This window comes from Paracoccaceae bacterium, from assembly GCA_019454225.1.
GTDB lineage: Bacteria > Pseudomonadota > Alphaproteobacteria > Rhodobacterales > Rhodobacteraceae.
In genome coordinates, this window is sequence record CP075370.1 from 1,008,324 (window position 1) to 1,033,918 (window position 25,595).

22 protein-coding genes and 1 tRNA gene are annotated in these 25,595 nt (G+C 70.0%); 6 read left to right on the forward strand and 17 right to left on the reverse strand.

Going from position 1 to position 25,595, the window contains the following annotated elements; all coding sequences use genetic code 11:
- Positions 1–47 precede the first annotated feature (47 nt).
- The gene (rpsO, locus tag KF887_04780; GenBank protein ID QYK42442.1) at positions 48–317 is read right to left on the reverse strand and encodes a 30S ribosomal protein S15; all 270 of its coding nucleotides are present in this window, start codon (positions 315–317) and stop codon (positions 48–50) included.
- Positions 318–643: 326 nt separating this feature from the next.
- On the opposite strand from rpsO, the gene KF887_04785 reads away from it, so the two are divergent.
- Entirely contained in the window at positions 644–1,783 is a 1,140-nt protein-coding gene (locus KF887_04785; GenBank protein QYK42443.1) for a calcium-binding protein, read from the forward strand.
- A 112-nt stretch (positions 1,784–1,895) separates the two neighbouring features.
- Here KF887_04785 and KF887_04790 read toward each other — a convergent pair whose 3' ends face one another.
- The 5 genes from KF887_04790 to rbfA all read right to left on the reverse strand — a co-directional run bounded on the left by KF887_04790 (position 1,896) and on the right by rbfA (position 5,332).
- The gene (locus tag KF887_04790) at positions 1,896–2,798 is read right to left on the reverse strand and encodes an alpha/beta hydrolase (protein ID QYK42444.1); all 903 of its coding nucleotides are present in this window, start codon (positions 2,796–2,798) and stop codon (positions 1,896–1,898) included.
- Positions 2,795–3,199, reverse strand: a complete 405-nt coding sequence (locus tag KF887_04795) for a DUF1643 domain-containing protein (GenBank protein ID QYK43438.1) — start codon at positions 3,197–3,199, stop codon at positions 2,795–2,797. Before KF887_04795 ends, KF887_04790 begins: the two co-directional genes overlap by 4 nt.
- A gap of 74 nt (positions 3,200–3,273) precedes the next feature.
- On the reverse strand, positions 3,274–4,176 hold the full coding sequence (gene truB, locus KF887_04800; protein QYK42445.1) for a tRNA pseudouridine(55) synthase TruB: 903 nt from the start codon (positions 4,174–4,176) through the stop codon (positions 3,274–3,276).
- A gap of 6 nt (positions 4,177–4,182) precedes the next feature.
- Positions 4,183–4,926, reverse strand: coding sequence for a phosphodiester glycosidase family protein (locus KF887_04805; protein QYK42446.1), 744 nt, complete (start codon positions 4,924–4,926; stop codon positions 4,183–4,185).
- Complete coding sequence (gene rbfA, locus KF887_04810; protein QYK42447.1) at positions 4,910–5,332, reverse strand: 30S ribosome-binding factor RbfA; 423 nt, start codon at positions 5,330–5,332, stop codon at positions 4,910–4,912. The genes KF887_04805 and rbfA overlap by 17 nt, the downstream gene beginning before the upstream one ends.
- A 95-nt stretch (positions 5,333–5,427) precedes the next feature.
- Between rbfA and dapB the strand changes: the two genes are divergently transcribed.
- Together dapB and KF887_04820 are read left to right on the forward strand one after the other, a co-directional pair.
- Positions 5,428–6,237 (forward strand): 4-hydroxy-tetrahydrodipicolinate reductase, encoded by an 810-nt coding sequence (gene dapB / locus KF887_04815; protein QYK42448.1) that lies wholly within the window; start codon positions 5,428–5,430, stop codon positions 6,235–6,237.
- A gap of 104 nt (positions 6,238–6,341) precedes the next feature.
- Positions 6,342–6,689: a dihydrodipicolinate reductase gene (locus KF887_04820; protein ID QYK42449.1), complete on the forward strand. Its 348-nt coding sequence runs from the start codon at positions 6,342–6,344 to the stop codon at positions 6,687–6,689.
- 4 nt (positions 6,690–6,693) lie between these two features.
- Here the strand turns inward: KF887_04820 and KF887_04825 are convergent, their stop codons facing one another.
- The 9 genes from KF887_04825 to KF887_04865 form a co-directional block, all read right to left on the reverse strand.
- On the reverse strand, positions 6,694–8,361 hold the full coding sequence (locus KF887_04825) for a peptidoglycan-binding protein (GenBank protein ID QYK42450.1): 1,668 nt from the start codon (positions 8,359–8,361) through the stop codon (positions 6,694–6,696).
- Positions 8,362–8,388: 27 nt separating this feature from the next.
- Positions 8,389–9,603 carry an AMP-binding protein gene (locus KF887_04830; protein QYK43439.1) on the reverse strand — a complete coding sequence of 405 codons (1,215 nt, stop codon included), beginning with the start codon at positions 9,601–9,603 and terminating at the stop codon, positions 8,389–8,391.
- A 43-nt stretch (positions 9,604–9,646) separates the two neighbouring features.
- Entirely contained in the window at positions 9,647–10,471 is an 825-nt protein-coding gene (locus KF887_04835; GenBank protein ID QYK42451.1) for an ABC transporter ATP-binding protein, read from the reverse strand.
- A gap of 55 nt (positions 10,472–10,526) precedes the next feature.
- Positions 10,527–11,813, reverse strand: coding sequence for an ABC transporter substrate-binding protein (locus KF887_04840; protein ID QYK42452.1), 1,287 nt, complete (start codon positions 11,811–11,813; stop codon positions 10,527–10,529).
- A gap of 79 nt (positions 11,814–11,892) precedes the next feature.
- Positions 11,893–12,969: a branched-chain amino acid ABC transporter permease gene (locus tag KF887_04845; GenBank protein QYK42453.1), complete on the reverse strand. Its 1,077-nt coding sequence runs from the start codon at positions 12,967–12,969 to the stop codon at positions 11,893–11,895.
- Between the two features lie 38 nt (positions 12,970–13,007).
- Complete coding sequence (locus KF887_04850) at positions 13,008–13,250, reverse strand: hypothetical protein (GenBank protein QYK42454.1); 243 nt, start codon at positions 13,248–13,250, stop codon at positions 13,008–13,010.
- Between the two features lie 108 nt (positions 13,251–13,358).
- Complete coding sequence (locus KF887_04855) at positions 13,359–14,345, reverse strand: branched-chain amino acid ABC transporter permease (protein QYK42455.1); 987 nt, start codon at positions 14,343–14,345, stop codon at positions 13,359–13,361.
- A gap of 77 nt (positions 14,346–14,422) precedes the next feature.
- Positions 14,423–15,244, reverse strand: a complete 822-nt coding sequence (locus KF887_04860) for an ABC transporter ATP-binding protein (protein QYK42456.1) — start codon at positions 15,242–15,244, stop codon at positions 14,423–14,425.
- Positions 15,241–17,205, reverse strand: a complete 1,965-nt coding sequence (locus tag KF887_04865; GenBank protein ID QYK42457.1) for a long-chain fatty acid--CoA ligase — start codon at positions 17,203–17,205, stop codon at positions 15,241–15,243. Before KF887_04865 ends, KF887_04860 begins: the two co-directional genes overlap by 4 nt.
- A 166-nt stretch (positions 17,206–17,371) precedes the next feature.
- Between KF887_04865 and KF887_04870 the strand changes: the two genes are divergently transcribed.
- The 3 genes from KF887_04870 to KF887_04880 all read left to right on the forward strand — a co-directional run bounded on the left by KF887_04870 (position 17,372) and on the right by KF887_04880 (position 20,123).
- On the forward strand, positions 17,372–19,285 hold the full coding sequence (locus tag KF887_04870) for a PAS-domain containing protein (GenBank protein ID QYK42458.1): 1,914 nt from the start codon (positions 17,372–17,374) through the stop codon (positions 19,283–19,285).
- On the forward strand, positions 19,282–19,989 hold the full coding sequence (locus KF887_04875; protein ID QYK42459.1) for a response regulator transcription factor: 708 nt from the start codon (positions 19,282–19,284) through the stop codon (positions 19,987–19,989). The genes KF887_04870 and KF887_04875 overlap by 4 nt, the downstream gene beginning before the upstream one ends.
- 60 nt (positions 19,990–20,049) lie before the next feature.
- A tRNA-Cys gene (locus KF887_04880) sits at positions 20,050–20,123 on the forward strand.
- A 212-nt stretch (positions 20,124–20,335) separates the two neighbouring features.
- Here the strand turns inward: KF887_04880 and KF887_04885 are convergent.
- Together KF887_04885 and KF887_04890 are read right to left on the reverse strand one after the other, a co-directional pair.
- Positions 20,336–20,953 carry a 4'-phosphopantetheinyl transferase superfamily protein gene (locus tag KF887_04885; protein QYK42460.1) on the reverse strand — a complete coding sequence of 206 codons (618 nt, stop codon included), beginning with the start codon at positions 20,951–20,953 and terminating at the stop codon, positions 20,336–20,338.
- Positions 20,946–25,586, reverse strand: a complete 4,641-nt coding sequence (locus KF887_04890; GenBank protein ID QYK42461.1) for an LLM class flavin-dependent oxidoreductase — start codon at positions 25,584–25,586, stop codon at positions 20,946–20,948. Before KF887_04890 ends, KF887_04885 begins: the two co-directional genes overlap by 8 nt.
- Between the last annotated feature and the right edge of the window lie 9 nt (positions 25,587–25,595).

Here is a 25,595-nt window from a genome sequence, read left to right on the forward strand (position 1 = left end):
GCCGGAAAGGCGAAGGCGCGCCCGCAGGGGGCGCGCCTTCGTTCATCTCAGCGGCGCAGGCCCAGGCGCCCGATCAGCGACTGGTAGCGGCCCTCGTCCTTGCCCTTGAGATAGTCCAGGAGCTTGCGGCGCTGCGCCACCATCATCAGCAGGCCCCGGCGCGAATGGTTGTCCTTCTTGTGGCCCTTGAAGTGTTCCGTCAGTGTCGCGATGCGCGACGACAGGATGGCCACCTGAACCTCGGGCGAACCGGTGTCGCCCTCTTTCGTCGCATATTCCTTGATGAGGCGCGACTTTTCCTCGACCGTGATCGACATCGGATGACTCCTTGGATTGATGTGACGGCACAAGCCGGGATGTCGTCCAGCAAGGCCCTTGCCACGACCCGCCGGGGGTCGCGCCCCGCCGGTTCGCCGACGGATGCGCGCGTATAGGGGATCGGCGCGAAAAAGGAAAGCACGAATGCGGGCGGCGGCGGCCGCCCGGCTGCCCGGCGCCGAAAGGTTGAACCGAATGCGCGGGGCTTTCCGGCAGGCGCCACCGCAGGGCACTGGCGCGGCGTCGCGACCTGTGGCAGTATGCCCCGGAATTACCCTTGCTGGTCATATGGTTAACCGAAAAATGGTTAACGGCCGGCGGGGCCGTGCCGTTGGGGGTGGGAATGCTGGCGCTGCTGGGATTGCTGGGGGCGATCGTCGCCGGGGTGGTGGCCGACATGGCGCTGCCGCGCGACGATGACGGCGATGACGGGACGGGCGATGATGCGGCCAAGGACGCCACGGCGGGCGATGCCCTGGCGGCGGGCGATACCGCGGCCGGTGACACCGTCGCGCCGCCGGGCACATCCGTGCTCGACTTCGCCATGGCAGCGCCCGCGCCGCAAGAGGCCGGGCAGCAGGCCGAACCCGCCCCCGTGCCCCGCGAGACCGGGTTCGATTCCTCTGACGATCCCGTGCCGCCCGCCCCGGGGCAGGCGCTGGTCGGCACCGCGGGCCCGGACATTCTGGCGGGCGAGGCGGGCGATGACAGCGCCTCGGGTGGCGATGGCGCCGATCACCTGCTCGGCCGCGCGGGCGATGACGTGCTGGATGGCGACGACGGGGATGACTGGCTCTATGGCGGCGACGGGGCCGACCTGATCCGGGGCGGCGCCGGGCAGGACGTGGCGGCAGGCGACGACGGCGACGACATCCTCTTCGGCGGCGACGGTGCCGACAGGCTGGCGGGGCATGAGGGTGCGGACAAGCTGCTGGGCGAAGCGGGCAACGACACGCTTCTGGGCGGCGGCGGCAACGACATGCTGGATGGTGGCGCGGGTGACGACTGGGTGGCGGGGGGCGAAGGCCATGACCTGCTGCGCGGCGGCAGCGGGGCCGACACGCTGGATGGCGGCGCGGGCGATGACACGATCTGGGGCTATGACCGCCTGTCGGCCGGCGACGATGCCGACTTCCTGAACGGGGGCGATGGCGACGACCGCCTGATGATCGGCAGCGGTGACCATGCCCATGGCGGCGAAGGCGCCGACATGTTCGTGCTGGGTGACTGGCTTGCCGGGGGCGACATGGCGACCATCGCCGACTACGATGGCGCGCAGGATGATCTTGTCGTCGTCTATGACGCCACGCTGCACCCCGACCCGGCGATCTCGGTGATGGCGGCGCCGGGATCACCCGATGCCACGCTTCTGCTTGACGGGGTGCCGCTGGCCGTGGTCACCAACGGCGCGGGCCTCGATCCCGCGGCGGTGCGGCTTGTCGCGGCCAGCGCATTGGCGGCCTGACCGTCCCGTCAGCCGGCAATCGTGAACAGATGGTTAATTCGGACACCCCAAGTGTCTGAAATCATTTGCATCTGAAAATGTCCCATCGTGGGACACCCCGGATCAAGCACGGCTATCCGGCGCTGCCGCCAAAGAACGGCAGGAACGCCGCGATCACCGCCTCGGGCGCCTCCTCCATCACGAAATGCCCGCTGTCGCAGGCGCTGTCCGTCACATCATTCGCCCAGGCCCGCCACAGTGCCGCCGGGTCGCCGGTGCGCGCGGGAAATCCGTGGCGCCCCCACAGGAACCGCAGCGGCGCCCCGATCCGGCGGCCCGCCGCCCTGTCGGCCTCGTCCGCCGCGCGGTCCGTGGTCGCCCCGGCCCGGTAATCGGCACACATCGCATGGATGCGCGCCGGGTCGCGCGCCTGCGCCAGATACCCGGCCAGCGCCGCGGGCGGAAAGACCTCCAGCGACTTCGCCACCGTCCAGCCCCGCAGGAAATGCCGGATCACCGCCTCCGGATCGGCGCCGATCATCATCTCGGGCAGCGGCGCGGGCTGGGCCAGAAAGGTCCAGTGCCAGGCCGCCATCGCCATCCCCGCATCCCAGTGCGCCCAGTAGTCCGCGGTCGTCGCGATCTCGATGATCCCCAGCCGGTCCACCCGCCCCGGATGATCCAGCGCCAGCCGGTAGGACACCCGCGCACCCCTGTCATGGCCCAGCACATGCGCCCGCCCGATCCCCAGGTGGTCCAGCATCGCCACCACATCGCGCGCCATCTGCCGCTTGGAATAGGTGGTGTGGTCGGCGTCGTCCGGCGGTGCGTCGCTGTCCCCATAGCCCCGCAGGTCGGGAATGATGACGTCGAATCGCGCGGCCAGCGCAGGCGCCACGCGGCCCCAGCACATGCCGTTCTGCGGAAAGCCGTGCAGCAGGACGATGGGCTGTCCCGCCCCCGCCCGCTGCACCGAAAGCGTCACGCCGTCGCCCGGCAGGCGCTGGCGGTCGAATCCCGGGATCGTCGCGGTCATGTCGGCTCCTCCCATCGCTGCGGGGCGACCCGCCCCGCCACATAGAGCGGATGGCGCGGCTGTCCCGATCGCGTCAGCCCCAGATGATGCAGCGCCACGCCGCGCGCCCGCAAGCGTTCCGTCACCCGCGCCGCGCGCCCCGCCAGCGCGCCATGGTTCCCCCAGGCGCAGATGACCAGCCCCGCGCCCGCCGTCGCCATTTCCAGCGCGGCGTCGTTGCCCGATCCGACGGGGTCGGTCGCCCGGCGCAGCGCGGCGGGGTCGGGGCTGACGAGCCCGAACAGGTTGACGACCACCAGCCTGCCGAACCCCAGCCCCCGGGCCCGCGCGATGCCGCGCGCGATGGTCGGGTCATCGCGCGCCGCATCCGCGACCGAGGGGTTCAGCATCACCAGAACCATCGCAGCGCCGCCCGCCCAGTCGCGCGTCAGCAGATAGCGCCATGTGCCGCAGTCCGAAAACCGCGCGCCCCGGATCACCGGAAGACACGGGTCGGGTGCAGCGCGCCGGCCTGATAGCGCCCCACCGCCACGGCCCGGCCACCCTCGCTGGCCCAGGCCTCGGTTCCCCAGGGCAGCCCGTGGGCCAGCACCGGGCCCGGGTTGCCGTTGCGCAGCCGCGCCGCGCCCTCCGGCGTTGCCGGGCATTCCGGCAGGCCCGCCAGCGCCATCTCCAGCGGATGCAGATGCGCGTCGATCGCCGGGCTGCGCGCCAGTTCCTCGATCGTCGCCAGCGTCACTGCCCCCTCGGCCCGGAACGGCCCCGACCACAGCCGCCGCAGCCACAGCACATGGCCCAGACAGCCCATCGCCCGGCCCAGGTCGCGCGCGATGCTGCGCACATAGCCGCCCTTGCCGCAGACCATCTCGAACAGCGCGGTGTCGGCATCGGGCATCCCGGCCGGCTCCAGCCGCGCGACATGCAGCGGGCGGGCGGCAAGGTCCATCGTCACCCCGTCGCGCGCCAGGTCATAGGCCCGGGCACCGTCGACCCGCACCGCCGACACCTGCGGCGGCACCTGCAGGATGTCGCCGCGAAAGGCAGGCAGCGCGGCGGCGATATCCGCTGCGGTCGGTCGGGCCGCGCTGGTCCGTGTCACCGCACCCGCGGCGTCGTCGCTGGCCGTCTCGGCCCCCCAGCGCACGGCGAAGCGATAGCATTTCTGGGCGTCCGCGATCAGCGGCACGGTCTTGGTCGCCTCGCCCAGCGCCACCGCCAGAACCCCCGTCGCATCGGGGTCGAGCGTTCCGGCATGCCCGGCCTTCTGCGCGTCGAAGGCCCAGCGGACGCGGCCCACCACGGTGGTCGACCCGATGCCCGCAGGCTTGTCCACCACCACCCAGCCCGAAACCGCGCGGCCCTTCTTGCCCCGTGCCATGCCCGGTCAGTCCTTCGGGACCACAAGGCCCAGGATCGGGCCCATCGGCAGCCCCAGGTCGCGCCGCCCCAAGGCAGGCGCGTAGAGGCGCGACACCTGTCCATCCAGGTACAGCGCGTTCGGCACCCCCAGGTGATCGCGGAAGAACCGCGCGAACTGATGGAAATTCACCTGCCGGCCCGACATCGCCAGATAGGCCCGCGACCCGTCGCGCGTGACGCCCACGCCGTTGCGCAGATACAGGCTGTCGCTGCCCGCCAGGAATCGCGGATGCAGTGCGCCGTCGATCACCAGCATCGGCCCCGATTGGGTGGCGTGGCGGCAGGCGGGCGGGCGGGCGGCGAAGGCCCGCGATTCGATCACCGCGAAACGGTCGGGCAGCACGCAGAACACGCCGTTCGGACGCAGGCCGAAATTCCCCGGCCCGGCGGCGGTCACCAGGCGGGCGCGGCGCACACCGCCTTCGATCAGCAGGCCCACGGGGCTGCGGTCGGCGTGGTACATCCCGCCATTGGTGGCAAAGGCCAGCTGGCCGCCCGTCGCCTCGACCGCCTGCGCGACGCGGGCAAAGCTGCCATAGACATCGCCGTCGGGGGCGGTGTGGAACACGCGCAGGTCGGCGCCCGCCGCCACCTCGCACACCGAATAGGGCAGCCCCTCGTGGTCCACGGTCCGGCAGTCGGCGCGCGCGGCGCTGCCCGGGGCCAGCGCCAGCAGCAGTCCGCACAGGACGCTAAGCGCCGTCCGCATCATCGGCTTCGCGCCCCGCCGCGATGTCGCGCTGCACCCGGTCATCGGCGAACAGGCGCCGCGTCGCGTCCAGCGCGTCAAAGGTTTCGTCAGGCCGGAACCGCAGGTCGGGCGCGAACTTCAACGCCAGCACGGCGGCCACCCGACGCCGCAGCTCGCCCCGGTTGCGGGCCAGCGCGGCAATCGCCGTCTCGACCCCGGTGCCGCCCAGCGGCATCACATGCACCGTGGCCACCTTCAGGTCGGGCGACACACGCACCTCGCCCACGGTGATCGACATGGTGTTCAGGTCGGGGTCATGCACCTCGGCCCGGCCCAGCACCTCGGACAGGGTGCGCCGGATCAGTTCGCCGACGCGCAGCTGGCGCTGCGACGGGCCACGCGCAGAAGGGGGGCGGTTCGACATGCGCCCCACATAGGGCCTTCGTCTGCCCCAGGCAACCGTGCCCTTTGCAGCGCCGGTCCGCTTGCGCTAGGCAGGGGCGCCAGACGGGGGATGCGATGACGGACAGACCGGGCCTTGTGATCACCGGCGCCTCGGGGCGCATGGGCCGCATGCTGATGCAGACCGTCGCGGACGACCCGCGCGTGCGGCTTGCGGGCGCGGTGGAACGTGCCGGGCACCCCTGGGTCGGGCAGGATGCCGGCGTGGCGATGGGGGGTGCGCCGCTTGGCGTCATCGTCACCGACGACCCGCTTGAGGCGATGGCCCGCGCGCAGGCGGTGATCGACTTCACCGCCCCCGCCGCGACGGTGGAATTCGCGGCGCTGGCCGCGCAGGCCCGCGCCGTGCATGTGATCGGCACGACCGGGCTGGAACCGGCGCATCTGGCGCGCATCGCCGCCGCCGCCCGGCACGCCACGGTGATCCGCGCGGGCAACATGAGCCTGGGTGTCAACCTGCTGGTGGGGCTGACACGGCGCGTTGCGGCGGCGCTGGGCACCGACTGGGATATCGAGGTCGTCGAGGCGCATCACCGGATGAAGGTCGATGCGCCCTCGGGCACCGCGCTGATGCTCGGGCAGGCCGCCGCCGAGGGGCGCGGGCTGAACCATGCCGAGGTCCGCGTCGCGGGCCGCGACGGCATCACCGGCCCGCGCGAGCCCGGCAGCATCGGCTACAGCGCGATACGCGGCGGCGATATCGTGGGCGAACATGACGTGATCTTCGCGGGCACCGGCGAACGGGTGGTGCTGCGCCATGTCGCGACCGACCGCGCGATCTTTGCGCGCGGTGCGCTGGCCGCCGCGATCTGGGGGCAGGGCAGGCCGCCGGGGGAATACAGCATGGCGGATGTGCTGGGGCTCTGACCTGCCGTTCACGCAGCCGTCAACGGCCAGAAGTGATCCGACCGGCCCCCGGCGCCGTAAAAGGAGCAATACCCGTCCCCGGATCCACCAAGCCGAGTGCCGTCATGCTGAAAACCGCCGTCATCGCCCTGTCGATCCTGTCCGCCACGCCGGCGCTGGCCTTCGACCGCATCGCCAGCAAGTCCGATTTCGTCAGCCTCGTGTCGGGCAAGGCGCTGACCCGCATGGGCATCACGCTGACCGTGAAGCCCGAGGGGGTGATCGAGGGGCGCGCCTTCGGACAGCCGGTCACCGGGGCCTGGCAGTGGTCAGGCGGGCTGTTCTGCCGCGACCTCTATTTCGGCAAGCGCGACCTCGGGCCGAACTGCCAGGTCGTGCAGAAGAACGGTGACACGCTGCGCTTCATCGCGGACGAGGGACGCGGCGACTATGCCGACCTTCGGCTGAAATAGGCCATCAGTCGCCCAGTTGCAGCACCCCCCCGGCCAGCAGCCCGACCATCGCGGTCTGGTCCAGATAGCCCGTCTCGGGCAGGCCCCGTGACGCCTGGAACCGGCGGATCGCGCGGCGCGTGCGCTCGTCAAAGGTGCCGTCGACCTGGCCGGGCGCGAATCCCAGCGCTTCCAGCCGCTGTTCGATCAGGTTGCGCGCCAGCCCGCCCAGGTTCAGCGCCTGTTCCGCCGCCTCGGCACGGGCACGGTCGGCATCCGACAGGGCCGGGGTCTGCAATGCCTCGATCCTGGCTTGCGCCTCGGCGGTGAAGGCGCCGCGCGGAAAGGCGGCCAGATACTCGCGATAGGCGCGCACCGTGTCGGCGCCGCGCGCGCGGTCCCAGGCCGCGCGGTCCTGCGCCGCCGCCTGCTCGCGCCGGTCGGCCTCGATCCCGTCAAGCCGCGCCTGCGCAAGTTCCGCGAAAAGCCCGTCCGGATAGCGCTTCAGATAGGCCCGCAGCCCCGCCTCGTCGCCCCGGGCGCCGGTCTGGTCCCAGAACAGCCGGTCCTGGCGTTCCTGTTCGGCCCGCCGCGCCGCCGCCTCGGCCTCCAGTTCCGCGGCCCGCCGGTCGGCCTGCGCCGTCAGCCGCAGGATCTGGTCGCGCGTCAGGAACCCGTTCGCCGCCTCGGCGTTCGCGCGTTGCCAGGCGGTGATCGCCGCGCGCGATCCCGGGCCGAACAGCCCGTCGATGCCGCGCGGATCGAACCCCAGCAGCGACAGTTGCCGCTGCACCGCCCGCCGCTGGTCGCGGCTGAGGTTCAGCGCCTCCTCTGCCGCGCGGGCGCGGGCCACCGGATCGGCGTTGATCCGGGCCACCTCGGCCCGCGCCTCGACCAGATGGCGCCCGGCGGGCCAGCGGGTGATGTAGTCCTGCCAGGCCGCCAGCGTTCCCGCCCGCCGCGCCGCCGCGACCTGCCGGTCCTCCTCGGCCCGTTCGGCTTCGGTCTGGGCGGGCGGCAGCGGTGCGGGCACCGGGGCCGGGGCCGTCACCGCATCCGTCCGGAACGGCAGCGGCGCCAGAAATCCCTGCGCCCCAAGCTCGGGCGCGGCGGCCAGCATCTGCGGCAGCGAAAGCCCCCGGCGGGTCAGGTGACGCGCCGCGAAATCCGCCACCCGCACCGCATCGCCCTGCACCACCGTCACCCCCTGCGGAATGTCCAGCGGTCCGATCCCCGGCGTCAGCCCGCGCCCCAGCGAGATGCGCCGCGCCTCGGTTCCCAGCAGCACGACCGCGCCCCCCGGCACCTCGGCCGCCACCGACAGGATGGCCGCCACCGACAGCCCGGCCGCGCCCACCGTCGCGACATCCGGCACCGAGGCTTCGGTGCCCAGGAACCAGGTCTGCCCCGCCGCCTGCACGAAATGCCCGGCAACCATGATCACCACCCGGTCCCCCGGCGCGATCTGGCCCAGCAGTTCCGACAGCCGCGCGCGCAACCCCTCGGCAGTCTGGTCGGTGGCGCCCAGTGTCACGAACCCCTCGGCGCGCAGCACCGGTGCCGCCTGGATCGCGGCCACCGCCCCGGCGATGTCGGCGGCATCGGCATAGTTCGAATTGGCCAGGACCAGCGCGCGGTCAGCGGCGGCCGCCGGCCCCGCCATCGCCATCAACGCCACAACCAGTGCCCGCATGGCCCATCCTCCCAAGGTGCCGGGGCCTCAGTCGTAGCGGCGGCGATCCTCGATCACCTTGCCGTCGTTCGGCAGTGACCCCGGCGGAACAAGCTCGACCTTACCACGCAGCTTCAGGGTTTCCAGAACCGATCCTTCATAGATCGCCGGGTTGGCCGCGCGCGTTTCCAGCATCACGGTCATCGCGTCCATCTCGCCTACGCGGTCGGCGACCACCCGGGCGCGCGCCACCTCGGGGTGGCGCGACACCAGATCGGCCACCTGTTCGGGCCGCACGAACATGCCCTTGATCTTGGTCGTCTGGTCGGCGCGGCCCATCCATCCCCGGATCCGCAGGTTGGTGCGCCCGCAGGGCGATTGCCCCGGCAGCACCGCCGAAAGATCGCCGGTGGCGAAGCGGATCAGCGGATAGTCCGGGTTCAGCGTGGTCACCACCACCTCACCCACCTCGCCCTCGGGCACCGGATCGCCGGTGCCCGGCCGGACGATCTCGACCACGACCCCCTCGTCCACGATCATCCCCTCCTGCGCCACGCTCTCATAGGCGATGTTGCCAAGGTCGGCGGTCGCATAGCATTGCAGGCACAGGATGCCCCGGTCGGCATATTCGCGCCGCAGGCTGGGAAACAGCGCGCCGCCCCCCACCGCCGCGCGGGCGAACCGCAGCGCAACGCCCATCGCATCGGCCCGGTCCAGGATCACCTTCAGGAAGTCCGGCGTGCCCGCATAGGCGGTGGCGCCGCAATCGGCGGCGGCGCGCACCTGCAGGTCGGTCTGCCCGGTGCCCGCCGGAATCACCCGCGCACCCACCGCACGTGCCCCGGATTCAAAGATCATGCCCGCCGGAACCAGGTGATACGAGAAACAGTTCTGCACCACGTCGTCCCGCCCGATGCCTGCGGCATGCAGGAACCGGCCGACGCGCCACCAGTCGGGCGTGGTGCGCCCGATCTCGTAGATCGGCCCCGGCGACTGGAACAGGTGTTCGAAATCGCCGCCCTCCGGCAGGAAGCCGCCCATCGGCGGCATCAGGCCCTGCGCCTCGGTCAGCGCGGCCTTGCGGATGACCGGCAGGCGGGCCAGCGCCGCCGCATCGGTGATCGACCGGGGGTCCACCCCGGCCAGTGCCGCGGCCATCGCCGGGGCGCGCAGCGCGCGGCCCACCTGCGCGGGCAGGGCGCGGGCCAGATCGTCGGCGCGCGCGTCGGCGCTCCGCGTCTCCAGGGTGTCATAATGGCCCACGGTCCTGTCCTTCGGCATCGCGTCCCCCCTCATCGGCCCGTCCTCACGCCAGCCACCGCTTGCGGCGCCGGTAGCTGCGCACGTCGCGGAACGACTTGCGGCCCTTGTCCGACATGCCGAGGTAGAACTCCTTGACGTCCGGGTTCTCGCGCAGCGCGGCGGCCTCGCCCTCCATCACCACGCGCCCCGATTCCAGGATGTAGCCGGTATGGGCAAAGCGCAGCGCGACATTGGTGTTCTGCTCGGCCAGCAGGAAGGTCACGCCCTCCCCCTCGTTCACCGCCCGCACGATCTCGAAGATCTGCTCCACCAGTTGCGGCGCCAGCCCCATGGACGGCTCGTCCAGCAGGATCATGCGCGGCCTCGCCATCAGCGCCCGCCCGATCGCCGTCATCTGCTGTTCGCCGCCCGAGGTATAGCCCGCCTGGCTGCGCCGCCGTTCCTTCAGCCGCGGGAAATAGTGGTAGACCCGTTCAAGGTCGGCGGAAATCGCCCCGGCCCCGTCACCGCGCGTATAGGCCCCGGTCAGCAGGTTCTCCTCGACCGTCAGGTGTTCGAAACAGTGTCGGCCCTCCATCACCTGCACCAGCCCCCGGCGCACCAGGTCGGCGGGGCCCATCGCGGCGACGGTTTCGCCGCCATAGGTGATGCTGCCCTTGGTCACCTCGCCCCGCTCGCTGGCCAGCAGGCCAGAGATCGCCTTGAGCGTGGTGGTCTTGCCCGCCCCGTTGCCGCCCAGCAGCGCGGTGATCCGCCCCTCGGCCACCGACAGGCTGACACCCTTCAGCACCAGGATGACGTGGTTGTAGATCACCTCGATATTGGTGACCTCCAGCAGCGCGGGTTTCACGGGGCTTGCGTCGAGCATCGGAACCGTCCTCGGGATGTCCCCGGCCGGGCGGATGCCCGGCCGGGGTCGTGCCTCAGTTGCAGCGCTTGGTGATCGAGTTTTCCGCCGCAAAGGCGCCGGCATCCTCGGCAACGAGCATGTCGATCACCTCCTTGTCGCTCTCGATCCAGTCGGTCAGCACGTTCCACTTCTTCGCGCTGGCATCCCACTGCTGGATCAGGCCGCGCCCGACGCCGCCATGGTTCTCGCAGGTCACGCTGAAGGCCGGGCCGAAGTTCGGCAGGCCCAGTTCGGCCATCCGCGCCTCGGTGATCTCCAGCTGTTCCATCCCGTCGCGCATCATCGCGGGCGTGATGTTCGGCGTGCCGTGGATTTCCTGCGCCTTCTTCGCCGCCTCGGCCGCCAGCATCGCCGCATAGATGCCGCGCGAATACAGCACGCTGCCGAACTGGTCGCCCGCGCCCGCCGCCTTGCCGGTGTCGATGACGTATTTCTTCAGGTCGTCATACAGCGGAAAGTCCATGCCCGTCTGGTGCATGTTCAGCGACTTGTAGCCATTGGCCCCGTCGCCCGCCGGCAGCACGTCGTTCTCCGACCCCGACCACCAGACGCCGATGAAGTTCTCCATCGGGAAGCGGATGTTCGCGGCCTCCTGCACGGCCGTCGGGTTCATCACCCCCCAGCCCCACATCAGCACATAGTCCGGCCGGTCCCGGCGGATCTGCAGCCACTGCGACTTCTGTTCCTGGCCGGGGCTGTCCACCGGCAGCGCGGTGAACTCGTAGCCGTGCTTCTTGGCCAGCTCCTCCAGCGTGCGGATCGGCTCCTTGCCATAGGCCGAGTTGTGATAGACCAGCGTGATCTTCTTGCCCTGCAGGCTGCCGCCGTTCTCGCCCAGCAGATAGTTGATGATGATCGACGCGCCGTCCCAGTAGTTCGCGGGATAGTTGAACACGTGGCTGAACACCGTGCCGTCCTTGGCCGAGGTGCGGCCATAGCCCATGGTGTGCAGCGGAATGCCGTCGGCGGTGACCTTGGGGATCAGCTGATAGGTGATGCCGGTCGACAGCGGCTGGATCACCAGCGGGTTGTCGCCCTTGATCGCCTCATAGCATTCCACGCCCTTCTCGGTGTTGTAGGCGGTCTCGCACTCGGTCATCCGGATGCGCACGCCGCCGATGCCGCCGTCCCGCTCGTTCAGCAGGGTGAAATAGTCGGCATAGCCATCGGCGAAGGGGATGCCGCCGGCCGCGAAGGGGCCCGTGCGATAGGACAGCGAGGGGAAGTGCAGGTCTTGCGCAAGGGCGGGCACCGCCGTCGCCATCGCCGCCGCGACCAGGGCCGCAAATCTGAGTTTCATGGTGTCGTTTCCTCCCGGGATGTTGGTTGTCGGTATCAGTTCGGTGCCGGTTGTCCGGTTCTTGGGTCGCGCCCCGCCCCTAGTGCGGAAAGGGCCAGAGCCGCAGTTTCTCTTTCGCCACGCGCCACAGCTGCGCCAGGCCATGCGGTTCCGCGATCAGGAACACGATGATCAGCAGGCCGACGATGATGAACTCCAGATGCGCCGCCAGATCGGTCGGCCAGCCAAGCTGCCCCACCAGCACATTCTTCAGGAACACCGGCAGCAGCACCAGAAAGGCCGCCCCCGCCATGCTGCCGAAGATGCTGCCAAGCCCGCCGATGATGATCATGAACAGCACCAGGAAGGACTTGTTGATGCCAAAGCTCTCGCCCACCTCGGCCGCGCCCAGATAGACCGCAAAGAACAGCGCCCCCGATATCCCGATGAAGAAGGACGAGACCGCAAAGGCCGACAGCTTGGTGGTCAGCGGGTTGACCCCGATGATCTCGGCCGCGATGTCCATGTCGCGGATCGCCATCCATTTCCGCCCGATGGTGCCGCGCGTCAGGTTCCGCGCCAGCCAGGCCAGCCCGAACAGGAACACCGCGCAGACCAGGTACTTCGCCGCGGCCGTGGTGTTCGGCCCGGTCAGCGCGATGCCCAGCAGCGTGCGTTCCGGCGCGCTGATCTGGCCCGAGGCCGAATGGTTGTAGAACCACGGCACCTTGTTGAACAGCCAGACCAGAAAGAACTGCGCGGCCAGCGTCGCCACGGCCAGGTAGAACCCCTTGATCCGCAACGAGGGCAGGCCGAACAGCACCCCCACCCCGGCTGTGATCCCCCCGGCCAGCAGCACATGGATCAGGATCGACACCTCGGGAAAGGCCGTCATCAGCTTGTAGGTGGCATAGGCCCCCACCGCCATGAACCCGCCGGTGCCCAGCGAGACCTGTCCGCAATAGCCGGTCAGGATGTTCAGCCCGATCGCCGCGATGGCATAGATCAGGAAGGGCACCATCACCGCGTTGGCCCAGTAGTCGGTGATGACGAACGGGATCACCCCGAAGGCGATCGCGATCACCAGGTAATAGCGGACCCGGTCGAACGCGATCGGAAAGGTCTGCGCGTCCTCGCGGTAGGTCGTCTTGAAGTCGCCCGCCTCACGGTAGAGCATCGGTCATGCCCTCCCGCGCAGGCCGCCGGTCGCGGCGGTCAGGCTTGCTGCGGGTCGCCCTGCCGGACGTGGCGCCCGATGGCCAGGTCGCGCGTCAGCCGTTCGACCCGCGCCCGCGCATCCGCGCCCAGCGCCAGCCCGATGGCCGCCAGCCCCACCATGTTCGGGTCCAGCCCATGCCCCGTCACCACGCCGCCCACGGCAAAGGCCGCGAACAGCCAGAAGGCCGAAAAGCCCACGGTCGTCATGACCGCCCAGAATTTCCTCGACACTGTCGTCATCCCTCCGCGGCGCGATGGCGCCGATCCTCCGGCCCGCAGTCAACGGCAAGGACCGGCCCCGGGGCAAGACAAATTCGCGACAGTCCGCATATGTGACCGGCATCTTCCTCAGACCCTTTCGATGATGCGCTCGCCGAACAGGCCCTGCGGCCGGAACACGAGGAAGATCAGTGCCAGAACATAGGCGAACCAGTTCTCGGTCGCGCCGCCGATATGCCCGCCGATGAAGAACTCGAACAGCTTTTCCCCCATGCCGATGATCAGGCCGCCGACGATGGCCCCGGGGATCGAGGTGAACCCGCCCAGCATCAGCACCGGCAGCGCCTTGAGCGCGATCAGCGACAGGCTGAACTGGACCCCCGACTTCGACCCCCACATGATCCCCGCGACCAGCGCCACGAAGCCCGCGATCGACCATGTCATGACCCAGACGAAACGCAGGCTGATGCCGACCGACAGCGCGGCCTGATGGTCGTCGGCCACCGCCCGCAGGGCGCGGCCGTATTTCGTGTACTGGCTGAACATCGTCAGCGAGATCACCAGCGCCGCCGCCACGAAGGCCGCCACGACATCCAGCCGGTCGATGAAGAACCCGTAGCCGAAGGCGTTGTAGGTGAAATCGTCGATGGCCCCCGACATGCCCTGCGGCAGGCCGACGTCCAGCTTCTTGATCTCGGCCCCCCACATCACATCGCCCAGGCCCTCCAGGAAATAGGCCAGCCCGATGGTCGCCATGAACAGGATGATCGGCTCCTGGTTGACCAGGTGCTTCAGGATGTAGCGTTCCACCAGGATCGCCAGCCCCACCATCACCAGCGCCGTGATCGCGATCGCCAGAACCGAGGGCACCTGCCAGCCGAACTTGTGCAGGTTCGTCCCGAAGGTCGCGTTGATCAGATGGGCAAAGGGAACCTGCCCGTTCTGGATGCCGACCAGCGTCAGCGCCGCGAACAGCGCCAGCACCCCCTGCGCATAGTTGAAGATGCCCGAGGCCTTGAAGATCAGCACGAAGCCCAGCGCGACCAGCGCATACATGATCCCGGCCATCAGGCCGTTCACCGTCACCTCGGCGGCATAGAGCACCCAGTCAGGCATGGCGGGGGCCCCCCGTTGTCGTGACGGGTGTCGGTACGGATGCCATACGCATGCCAGACGCATGCCAGACGCGGAACCTACGCATGTGCCACCCCCAGATAGGCGTCGATCACCGCCTGGTTGTTGCGCACCTCGTCGGGCGTGCCGTCGCCGATCTTCTTGCCGTAGTCCATCACCACCACCCGGTCCGACAGGTCCATCACCACGCCCATGTCATGCTCGATCAGGCAGATCGTCGTTCCGAATTCGTCATTCACATCAAGGACAAAGCGGCTCATGTCCTCTTTTTCCTCGACGTTCATCCCGGCCATCGGCTCGTCCAGCAGCAACAGCTTGGGCTCGGCCGCAAGGGCGCGGGCCAGTTCCACCCGCTTCTTCAGCCCATAGGGCAGGCGGCCCACCGGGGTCTTGCGGATGTGCTGGATCTCCAGAAAGTCGATGATCTTCTCGACCTTCTCGCGATGCTCAACCTCTTCCCTCTCCGCCCGCCCCCACCACAACATCTGGTCCAGCATGGTGGATTTCATCAGTGTCAGGCGGCCGGTCATGATGTTGTCCAGCACGCTCATACCCTCGAACAGGGCGATGTTCTGGAAGGTCCGCGCGATCCCCTGGCGGGCCACCTGATAGGGTTTCAGCGGCGGCCTGCGGCTGCCCCGGAACCACACCTCGCCCTCCTGCGGAACGTAGAACCCGCTGATCACGTTCAGCATCGACGACTTGCCCGCGCCGTTCGGCCCGATGATCGCCCGGATCTCGCCCTCGCGGATGTCGAACGAGATGTCGGTGATCGCCTTGACCCCGCCGAAGCGCAGGGTGATGTGTTTCATCTCCATCAGCACACCACCGATGGTCCGGCCGTCGGGGGTGACGAAGGCGTCGGGTGTCGAGGCGTTCATTCTGCGGCCATCCTCTGAGGCACCGCGCCGCCCGCGTCCATGATCCGCAGCGTCGCCCGGATCGCGCCCTTGCGGCCGTCCTCATAGGTGACTTCGGTTTCGGTATAGACGGTGTCCGCTCCGCCATAGAGGGCGCCGATCAGGTCGGCGAACTTCTCCTCGATGATCCGGCGGCGCACCTTGCGGGTGCGCGTCAGCTCGCCATCGTCCGCGTCCAGTTCCTTGTGCAATATCAGGAACCTGCGGATCGTGCAGCCAGCCAGCATCGGGTCTTTCGCGATGCTCGCGTTCACCTCGTCCACATGGCCCGCGATCATCTCGTAGACCCGCGGGTGGCCTGCCAGTTCCTGATAGCTGGCATAGGCGATCCCGTTCCGCTCGGCCCAGTTGCCCACGGCCGTCAGGTCGATGTTGATGAAGGCCGTGCACCAGTCGCGGCCATTGCCGAAGACCACCGCCTCAAGGATCGAGGGATAGAACTTCAGCTTGTTCTCCACATACTTGGGCGCGAACAGCCGGCCGTCGGCCATCTTGCCCACGTCCTTGGCCCGGTCGATGATCCGCAGATGCCCCGTGCCTTCCTCGAAGAACCCGGCGTCGCCGGTGGCCACCCAGCCCTCGGGGTCCTTGGTCGCGGCGGTGCTGTCGGGGTTCTTGTAGTATTCGACGAAGGTGCCGGGCGAGCGATAGAACACCTCGCCCGTATCGGCGATGCGCACCTCCACCCCCGGCGAAGGCACGCCCACGGTGTCCGACCGGACCTGCCCGTCAGGCTGCTGGGTGATGAAGACCGATGCCTCCGTCTGGCCATACAACTGCTTCAGGTTGATGCCAAGCGCCCGGTAGAAATCGAAAATCTCGGGTCCGATCGCCTCGCCCGCGGTATAGCCCACGCGGATCCGGCTGTAGCCCAGCGTGTTCTTCAGCGGGCCATAGACCAGAAGGTTGCCCATCGCATAGGCCATCCTGTCGGCCGCCGACACCGGCTTGCCGTCAAGGATCGCCGGACCGACCCGCCGTGCCAGGGCCATGTAGCGGTCGAACAGCCGCTTCTTCAGCGGCGAGGCATCCTCCATCCGGATCATCACCGATGTCAGCTGCTGCTCGAACACCCGGGGCGGCGCGAAGAAATAGGTCGGGCCGATCTCGCGCAGGTCGGTCATCATGGTGGCCGGGCTTTCCGGGCAGTTCACGCAGAACCCCGCCCACATCGCCTGTCCCACGGAAAAGATGAAATCGCCCACCCAGGCCATCGGCAGATAGGCCAGGATCTCCTCGGTCTCGGTGAGCCGGTCAAAGTCGCAACTGGCGCGCGCCGTCTCGATGATGTTGCGGTTCGACAGCACGACGCCCTTGGGCTTGCCGGTGGTGCCGCTGGTGTAGAGCATCACGCAGGTATGGTCGTGGCGCAGTGCGGCGATCCGCGCGTCCAGTTCGGCGCCGAAGCGCTGGTGGGCGGCGCGGCCCTCGGCCACCACATCGGCCATGGCGTTCATGCTGGAATGGTCGTACTTCCGCATCCCCCGGCGGTCGGCATAGACGATCTGCTCGATCGCGGGCAGGCGGTCCTGAACCTCCAGCACCTTGTCGACCTGTTCCTGATCGCCGCAGACGACAAAGCGCGCGCCGCAGTGGTCCAGGACATAGGCCATCTCTTCCGCAACCGCGTCCTGGTACAGCGGCACCGGGATCGCGCCGCACATCTGCGCGGCCACCATGGCCCAGTAGTGCACGGGCCGGTTGTGCCCGATGATCGCGACGTGATCGCCCCGTGCCAGCCCCAGCGCCAGAAAGCCCAGTGCCATGGCCCGCACCTCGTCCGCGGTCTGCGTCCAGGTCCAGCTTTGCCAGATGCCGAATTCCTTCTCGCGGAACGCCGCGCGCGCCGGAAACCGCCGGGCGTTATGCGCCAGCAGCGCCGGAATCGACTGAAGATCGGGCAAGCCCGTGGATTCGGCCATGCATCCTCCCTGTGCCGCGGCGGGTCTTGATGCCCGGTCGGCCAATGGCGAAGGTCCGGGCGAAAGCTTGCGCGAGTTTTTCGCAATCCTTGCGAATTGTAACAGCCTGCGAAACCGCTTTCCGCAGCATCGGCACGGGTGCTAGCCATGTCGGCGGAGGTTGCCGATGGACGAAACGCTTGCCAGCCAGACCCGCGCGGGGCTGAACCTGATCCAGCAGGGGCTGTCGATCTTTGACCGCGACCTGCGGCTGGCGGTCTGCAACCGGCGCTATCAGGAAATGTTCGGCCTGCCCGACACCCTTGTCACGCCCGGCGCCCATTTCGAGGAAACCATCCGCTTCCTTGTCCTGCGCGGCGAATACGGCCCCCAGGACGACCCCGAGGCGGCGGTTCGGCAGCGCGTCGACACCGCCCGCGCCTTCCAGCCGCATTACATGGAGCGCGAGCGCGCCAGCGGCCGATGGGTCAGCGTCGAGGGGGCGCCGCTGCCGCAGGGCGGCTGGGTGACCGTCTACACCGACATCACCGAGATCAAGATCCAGGAACGATTGCTGCGGGGCCGGTCCGAGGAACTGTCCGACCAGCTTCTGGCGCATGCCGAACGGCTGAGCCTTGCCAACCGGGAACTGGCCGCCACCATCGCCGCGCTTGAAGAGGCCAAGCGCGAACTGACCGAGATGGAGGCGCGCACCCGCCTGACGACCGAGATGATGCCCGCCCACATCGCCCATGTCGGCCGCGACCTGCGCTATACCTATTCCAACCGGCGGCTGTCCTCGGTGATCCCCGGGCGGCCGTCCGACATCCTCGGGCTGACCGGGCGCGAGGCGCTGGGCCCGGGCACCTTCGCGCGGATCCTGCCGCACCTGACCCTGGCGCTCGACGGCGAGCCTTCGGTGGTCGAGTTCACCGACGAGGAGTCCGGACGCCGCATCCGGGGCGCCTTCACGCCCGACCGCATCGGCGATGGCCCGATCAACGGCGTCTACATCCTGTCGATGGATGTGACGGAAGAGGCGCAGGCCCGCGCCGCCCTGACACAGACCCGCAAGCGCGAGCTGGCGGCGCAACTGACCTCGGGCCTTGCGCATGATTTCGCCAATCTGCTGACGATCATCCTCGGCCTTCAGGGGCGGCTGGAAAAGCTGGCGCTGCCGCCGGGCGGGGCCGAGCTTGTCGCGGCCACCATGGCCGCCGCGCGCCGCGGCGGCGTGCTGCTGGACCGCATCGCCTCGATGTCGGGGCGGCGCGAACTGCGCCCGGTGCCGACCGACCTGGCGGGCTTCGTGGCCGATCTCGGCACGCTCGCGGCGCCGACGCTGCCCGACACGGTGATGCTGTCGGTCGACGTGCAGGCGCCCGGCCGTCCGGTGCTGCTCGATGCCGGGATGGTGCAGGACGCGCTCCTGAACCTGATCCTGAACGCACGCGACGCCATGGCGGGCCGGTGCGGAACGATCCGCCTGACGGTGCGGGCGCTGCGCGACACATGGCTCGAATGCGCGGTCGAGGACGAGGGGCCGGGCTTCACCGATGCGGCGCTTGAGCATGCGCTTGATCCCTTCTTCACCACCAAGGGGGGCGAAGGGTCGGGGCTGGGCCTGTCGATGGTCTACGATCAGGTGACGCTGGCCGGGGGCACGGTGCGGCTGGGCAACACCGGCGGCGGCGCCCGCGTGGTGCTGCGCCTGCCGCTGCGGCTGGCCGATCCGCAGCCCGCGCCGCGCATGATCCTGCTGGTCGAGGACAGCGATGACATCCGCGAAGCGGTGCGCGGCATGCTGACGGCGCAGGGCCATGCGGTGATCGAGGCGGCGACGGCGGACGAGGGGCTGGCGCTGTCCGACCTGCCGGGAATCGATGTCGTGCTGTCCGACATCACGCTGCCCGGCCAGATGTCGGGGGTCGAGATGGTCGAATGGCTGGCGGCGCGCGGCCATCCCGCCCGGGCCTGCCTGATGACCTCGCTGCCGCCCGCCAATGCGCTGCGCGCCCGCGCCGCCGCGCGGTTTCCGGTGCTGACAAAGCCCTTCGATGCGGCTGTGCTGTCGGCCTTCCTTGCGGGGGCCGCCGCGTGACGCGCCCGCCCCATGTCGCCATCCTGGATGACGAACCCGAGATCCGCCGGATGCTGAAGGACGCGCTGGACGAGGCCGGGTTCCGCACCACCGCCTTCGCGCGCGCCACCGAGTTCGAGGCCAGCCTGAACCGTGGCACCCCCGATGTCTGCCTGGTCGACCTGGGCCTGCCCGACCGCGACGGGCTGGCGCTGGTGCACCGTCTGGCGCTGGAATCGGGCGCCTCGATCATCATCATCTCGGGACGCGCGCAGGTGCAGGACCGCGTGACCGGGCTGGAACTCGGGGCCGATGACTACATCATCAAGCCCTTCGACCCGGCCGAGGTGGTGGCCCGCGTCCGCGCCCGCCTGCGCAAGGCCCGCGCCGAGGCCCCGGCGGCCGCGCAGGTCGCGCGGTTCGCGGGCTGGACGGCGATGTTCGACCGCTACGTCCTGGTGGCCGAGGACGGCAGCGAAGTGCCCTTTTCCCATGCCGAGGGCGAGGTGCTGCGCCTGTTCCTCGATGCGCCCAAGCGCCTGATCAGCCGGGCGCAGATGCAGGAATGGCTGGGCGGCGCGGCAGGCGAAACCTTCGACCGCGCGATGGACGTGCGGATCTCGCGCCTGCGCACCAAGCTGGGCGAAGACCCCAGGAACCCCCGCCTGATCAAGACGATCTACGGCGCGGGCTACATCTTTCTGGGCGATGTCGTCTGGGGCTGACCCCGCCAGCCCCTTGCACCCGCGCCCGGCATCCACTACCACCGATCCGTCCGGCGGCGAGGCGGGTTGGCGGAGAGGTTACGCAGCGGATTGCAAATCCGTGTAGACCGGTTCGATTCCGGTACCCGCCTCCAGGACATCTGGCACTCCTGGGCTCGGCCCCGGCACTCCGCTTGCGGTGCCTTTCCGTCGGCATTTGGTCCGGTCCCATGATGGTGTCTTGGCCCCGGCATGTGCCGCGAAATCCTAACAATCCGTGAATCCGCATTACCTAACCATTTGAAATAGAACGGATGCCTGCAGCGTCCCACCGTGGGACGCCCCTGCGTGCGATCCCTCGCCTCGCTCAGCCTGGCAGGACAAAGGCCGCAAGGATGCGGCCCTCGGCCTGCGCCAGCCCACCCCGCAGCGCATGGCCTGCGGCGAACGGCGGGCAATCGGCGGCAAGCCTCGCGCAGAGGTTCGGGCCGTCGATGTCGATCTCCATCGCGTCGAACCCGATCACGCGGCGCGTGGTGGGGAACAGCGCCTTGTAGGCGGCCTCCTTCGCGGCAAAGGCAACCCGCGCCACGCTGCCCCGCGCCTGCTCCGATGCCGTCAGCACCAGCGCGGCCAGGTCGGGCGGCAGCGGCATGTCCGGCTCAAGGTCGATCCCGAGGCCCCGCGCGCCGGGCAGCACCGCGGCCAGGGCGCAGGCCCCGTCATGGCTGATCGACAGCGCGAGTCCGGGCGGCCAGACCGGGCTGCGGTCCGGCGCCATGGGCAGCGCCATGGCGGGCAGTCCCGCATCTGACAGTGCCGCCCGGAACGCCGCGCGACCGGCGGCGAACTCGCGCAGGCGGCCCGGCGTTGCGCCGGGCAGCGTTTCTCCGGGCATCAGCGGATGATCCGCCCGCGTGTCCGCCCGCCCCACGCCCGCCGCCGGCGGCAGCAGGCCGCGCAGCGCCGCAACAAGGTCAGGCATCCACCGGCCCGCGCGCCGCGCGCAGCGCGCGGCGGCTGGCCATCGCCTGCGACCGTGCATCGGCGCGATCGTTCCCCGACGGATCGCGTGCCGCCGCCGCTGCCGGGTTCGCTGCGGGAATGGCCAGGGGCGCGCGGGGCGCCACCCCCGCCGCGACATGCGCGGCCAGCGTCCCAAGCACCGGGAAGCGGAAGATATCGGTGATCGACAGCGCGACGGGGCCAAGGGCCGCCTTCAGATCCCGGTGCGCCTGCACGGCCAGCAGCGAATGGCCCCCGAGCGTGAAGAAATTGTCCGTGGGCTGCACCCTGGGCACGCCGAGGACGCGGCTCCAGACCTGCGCGATCGTGGCTGCGATGTCGAGATCGGGTGGCGGTGCGCCCGCCGGTGCCGGCGGGGCGGCGACGGCGGCAGGCGGCAGCGGTGCGCGGGCGACGCCGGGTGGCGGCAACGCCTTGCGGTCGACCTTGCCGTTCGGCGTCAGGGGCAGCGTGCCGAGCGCCACCAGATGCTGCGGCCGCATGTGTTCGGGCAGGGTGGCGGCAAGCGCGGCGCGCAGCGCATCCTCTGCCGCCGTGCCGGTCACATAGGCCACCAGCCGCACGTCGCCCGGCCGATCCTCACGCGCCAGAACCACGGCCTGACGGACGCCGGGCTGCCGCTCCAGCACGGCCTCGATCTCGCCCAGTTCGATGCGATAGCCGCGCAGTTTCACCTGATGGTCGGCACGGCCCAGGAAATCCAGCCGCCCGTCGTCGCGCCACCGCACCAGGTCGCCGGTGCGGTACATGCGGGCGCCCCAGGGGCAGGCCCTGTCAGCCGTGACAAAGGGATCGTCGCGGAAACGGTCCGCCGTCAGGTCATCGCGCCGCCAGTAGCCGCGCGTGACGCCCTCGCCACCGATCCACAGCTCGCCGGGCTGGCCGGGTGGAACGGGGCGCAGGGCGTCGTCCAGAACATAGACCTGCGTGTTGGCGATCGGGCGGCCGATGTTCGCCACGGCCTCGGCGGCGGCAACCTCTTCCACCGTGGACCAGATGGTTGTCTCGGTCGGGCCATACATGTTCAGCAGGCGCGCAGGCGTGGCCGCCCGCAGGTCGGCCACCAGGGCGCCCGGCAGCGCCTCGCCTCCCACCATCAGCGTGCGGACCCGCGACAGGGCCGTGCGTGCATCGCCGTCCATGGCGATCATCCGGGCCATCGACGGGGTGCATTGCAGATGGGTCACGCCATGGCGCGCGATCTGCGCCGCGATCGAGTAATCCCCCGGCGCGGGGCCGGACGCGCGGCTTGCGCGCACCACCTGAGCCAGCGGCCGCAAGCCTTCCAGCACCTGTGCGGGCGCAATGCCATAGTCGATCAGGCAGGCGATCTCGGTCACGCCCAGGGCGCGCACCTGATCGACCCTTGCAAGCGCGTCCTGCACCGTGCCGAACAGCCCCGAATCCTCGAAATATCGCTGGAAGGCAAAGTCCAGGATCGCCTCGCTTTCCTCAGGCGTCAGCGTGGACAGGTCGATGTCCATCGGCTGGGCCGCGCCTTGCGGGCGCTTGAAGGCGGGGAAGGCCCAGGCGTACTGCTTGATCAGACTGGCCGCCGAGCGCAGGTAGTCCTTCATCGGGCCGCGCGCGATCTCGCGTGCCGTCTCGCGGTCGGGCGCGAGATAGGTGTGCAGCATCAGGGTGATGGTGCCGCCCTCGGGGTCGTGGCCCGCCTCGGCCCGGGCCTGCTTGTACAGCGCGATCTTCTCGCCCACCTCGGCCACCGTCTGCCCCAGAAGGTGTGTCAGCAGGTTTGCCCCGATGCGGCCCGCTTCCTTCCAGGTCTCGGGATTGCCGGCGGTGGTAACCCAGATCGGCACCTCGCGGGACACAGGGCGCGGCTGGGTCGCCACGTTGACCGTGCCGCCGCGGCCGTTCGGGAAGGGCAGGGCTTCGCCCCGCCAGAGGCGGCGCAACTGGTCGATGCTGTCCAGCATGGCCTGGCGGTTGGCCGGCGGCGCGTTCTCGGGCCGCAGCACGAAGTCGTCGGGGTGCCAGCCGCTGGCGATCGCCAGGCCGGCACGCCCGTCGGTCAGGTTGTCGATCACCGCCCATTCCTCGGCGATCCGCAGCGGGTGATGCAGCGGGCCGACGCAGGACCCCGCGCGCACCCCGATGTTGCGCGTCACCGCCGCGACGGCGGCTCCGGTGACCGAGGGGTTCGGGTAGGGGCCACCGAAGGCATGGAAATGCCGTTCGGGCGTCCACACGGCGCAGAACCCGTGCTGGTCGGCGAACTTCGCGCCTTGCAGCAGAAGATCATACTTGCCGCGCCCCGCGCCGTCGTCGTTGCCCCAATAGTAAAGGCTGAATTCCATTCCGCCGCCCGGGCCCGACGCGATGGGCCCGCCCGAGACGAGCGCCCGGTTCGCATCGGAGGTCAGCACAACGGCAAAGCCGCGCGACAGAGTCCAGAACAGTTCCAGCACAGAAATGTCGAAGGACAGCGACGTGACGGCCAGCCAGGTGCCCGTTTCCGCGCCAAGGCGGTCGTCCATGCCCGCGAAGAAGTTCAGGACATTGCGGTGTTCGACCATCACGCCCTTGGGGCGCCCGGTGGAGCCCGAGGTATAGATCACATAGGCGAGGTCAGCGGGCGTGGCGGCGGCCGCGGGGTTGCCGTCGGGCGCGCCGTTCAGTCGGGGATCGGTGTCCATGGCCAGATGCGCGGCCCGTCCCGGCAGGCCCGGGGTGAGCGCCGATTGCGTCACGATCACCGGGCAGCCTGAATCCTCGGCGTAGAGTGCCAGCCGGTCCGCCGGATAGGCCGGGTCCATCGGCGCATAGGCCCCGCCCGCCTTCAGGATGGCCAGCGCGCCCGCCACCATGTCGGGCGACCGCGCCGCGCAGAGGCCCACCAGAACCCCGGGGCCGACGCCCATGCCGCGCAGCACATGCGCGGCGCGGTTCGCACGGGCGTTCAACTCGGCATAGCTCAGCCGCAGGTCGTCGCAGATCAGCGCCGTCGCACCGGGCGTGCGCGCCGCCTGCGCCTCGAAGGCCGCGTGCATCGTCAGCGTCCGGTCCCGGTCGCGTCCGGTCTGGTTCCAGCCCTCCAGGACCTGCGCCTCCTCGGCCGTCGTCATTGCCGGAAGGTCGGCGGGTGCGGCATCACCGGCGACCCCGTCGAGGGCGGCCGCGAAACGTTCCAGCCGGGCGGCCATCGCGGCGGCGGGGGCGGGGGCGATGCGCAGCGCGTCATGATGCAGAACGGCGCCCGTATCGGTCAGGGCCAGCGTGATGGCAGCCCCCGGCAGCGGCCCATCCTGCGAGATCGCAACCGGCGGCACGTCAACGCCCGCAAGCCGCCCATCGCGCAGGGCCAGATCACAGGCGAAGCCCGGCGCGCGGCGGGCGACCGAAAGCGCGGTGCCGAAGGTTTCGGCGGTGGCGGCCAGCGTGGCTGCCGCCTGTATCCGCAGCGGCACCCAGTCGGTCAGGATTCCGGGGGCGGGTGACGGGCCGGCGCGGAACGCGACGTCACCCGCCTCACGCCCGGTGATGCGCACCATGCCCAGCGCCAGCGCCCGCAAGGCGCGGTCGCGATGCATCGTCGCGGGCAGCGCCAGCGGCACCGCCCGCCAGTCGGCAAAACCCTGCCGGACGGCCGCGCCGGGATCGACCGGATCGAGCGCCAGCAATGCCGCGCGCACGGCCGCTTCGGCGGGTGCGGCCTGCGCGAGGACGGACGACAGATGCGCCGCTTCGTCCGCATCGGGCGATGGCAGGTGTCGCGCGGCGATGGTGCCCGGGCAGACCGCATCGCCGTCCGCCGAGCGAAGCCGCATCAGCCGCACCGCGCCGCTGCCACAGGCCACCACCAGCCCCGCAGGTGAGGCGCCCAGCACGGTGCCTGGCGCGCCGGTGCCAGCTTCCTCGATGGCGGTTCCGACCGACAGGATGCGCCCGTCGACAACGATCTTCGGTGTGGTCAGCGGGTTCCAGTAGGTGCCGTGGTCCAACCCCCGCACCAGGGCCGCGACCTGTCCGGCTGGGCTGCGAAAATCGAGACGGCCCGCCGCCGCCGGGCGGTCATGGCGCAGATGCAACGTGCGGCGCGTGAAATCCTGCGGCTGGCGCAGCGGCGCGCCCTGTTCCAGCATCGCCACCAGTTCGGGAAAGCTGTCCACCGCGGTCTCGAAGCAGCGGGTGTTCAGCGTCAGCGCCGTATCGTCCGCCGCGATCGGGAACATCCGTTGCAGCAGGATCGCACCCTCGTCCAGCCCGGGTGTCATCAGGTGCCAGGTGATGCCATGCGCCGTCTCGCCGCCGAGGATCGCCCAGACCGGCGCGTTCAGCCCGGCATGGCGGGGCAAGGGTCCGTCATGGAAGTTCACCGCGCCCACGCGCGCCAGCCGCAGCACCGGTTCGGGGATCACCGACAGGTTCGCGACCGACAGCAGCCAGTCGCAGGGCCCCAGCCGTTCGGCCAGATCGCGCCCCGGCGGCTCGACCCTCAGTCCTGTGGCGCGTGCCCAGTCGGCCACGCCCGCATGGCTGGTGACGACCGCCTCGATCGCATGGCCGCGTGCCAGCCACAGCCCACCGCATTCGACCGTCAGGCTTTCGTTGCCGATCAGGATCGCGTCCATCGCCCGCCC

Coding starts and splice junctions, on each gene's coding strand:
- rpsO (QYK42442.1), bottom strand. CDS start 317: ATGTCGATCACGGTCGAGGAAAAGTCGCGCCTCATCAAGGAATATGCG.
- KF887_04790 (QYK42444.1), bottom strand. CDS start 2,798: ATGACCGCGACGATCCCGGGATTCGACCGCCAGCGCCTGCCGGGCGAC.
- KF887_04795 (QYK43438.1), bottom strand. CDS start 3,199: ATGGTTCTGGTGATGCTGAACCCCTCGGTCGCGGATGCGGCGCGCGAT.
- truB (QYK42445.1), bottom strand. CDS start 4,176: ATGGCACGGGGCAAGAAGGGCCGCGCGGTTTCGGGCTGGGTGGTGGTG.
- KF887_04805 (QYK42446.1), bottom strand. CDS start 4,926: ATGCGGACGGCGCTTAGCGTCCTGTGCGGACTGCTGCTGGCGCTGGCC.
- rbfA (QYK42447.1), bottom strand. CDS start 5,332: ATGTCGAACCGCCCCCCTTCTGCGCGTGGCCCGTCGCAGCGCCAGCTG.
- dapB (QYK42448.1), top strand. CDS start 5,428: ATGACGGACAGACCGGGCCTTGTGATCACCGGCGCCTCGGGGCGCATG.
- KF887_04820 (QYK42449.1), top strand. CDS start 6,342: ATGCTGAAAACCGCCGTCATCGCCCTGTCGATCCTGTCCGCCACGCCG.
- KF887_04825 (QYK42450.1), bottom strand. CDS start 8,361: ATGCGGGCACTGGTTGTGGCGTTGATGGCGATGGCGGGGCCGGCGGCC.
- KF887_04835 (QYK42451.1), bottom strand. CDS start 10,471: ATGCTCGACGCAAGCCCCGTGAAACCCGCGCTGCTGGAGGTCACCAAT.
- KF887_04840 (QYK42452.1), bottom strand. CDS start 11,813: ATGAAACTCAGATTTGCGGCCCTGGTCGCGGCGGCGATGGCGACGGCG.
- KF887_04845 (QYK42453.1), bottom strand. CDS start 12,969: ATGCTCTACCGTGAGGCGGGCGACTTCAAGACGACCTACCGCGAGGAC.
- KF887_04850 (QYK42454.1), bottom strand. CDS start 13,250: ATGACGACAGTGTCGAGGAAATTCTGGGCGGTCATGACGACCGTGGGC.
- KF887_04855 (QYK42455.1), bottom strand. CDS start 14,345: ATGCCTGACTGGGTGCTCTATGCCGCCGAGGTGACGGTGAACGGCCTG.
- KF887_04860 (QYK42456.1), bottom strand. CDS start 15,244: ATGAACGCCTCGACACCCGACGCCTTCGTCACCCCCGACGGCCGGACC.
- KF887_04865 (QYK42457.1), bottom strand. CDS start 17,205: ATGGCCGAATCCACGGGCTTGCCCGATCTTCAGTCGATTCCGGCGCTG.
- KF887_04870 (QYK42458.1), top strand. CDS start 17,372: ATGGACGAAACGCTTGCCAGCCAGACCCGCGCGGGGCTGAACCTGATC.
- KF887_04885 (QYK42460.1), bottom strand. CDS start 20,953: ATGCCTGACCTTGTTGCGGCGCTGCGCGGCCTGCTGCCGCCGGCGGCG.
- KF887_04890 (QYK42461.1), bottom strand. CDS start 25,586: ATGGACGCGATCCTGATCGGCAACGAAAGCCTGACGGTCGAATGCGGT.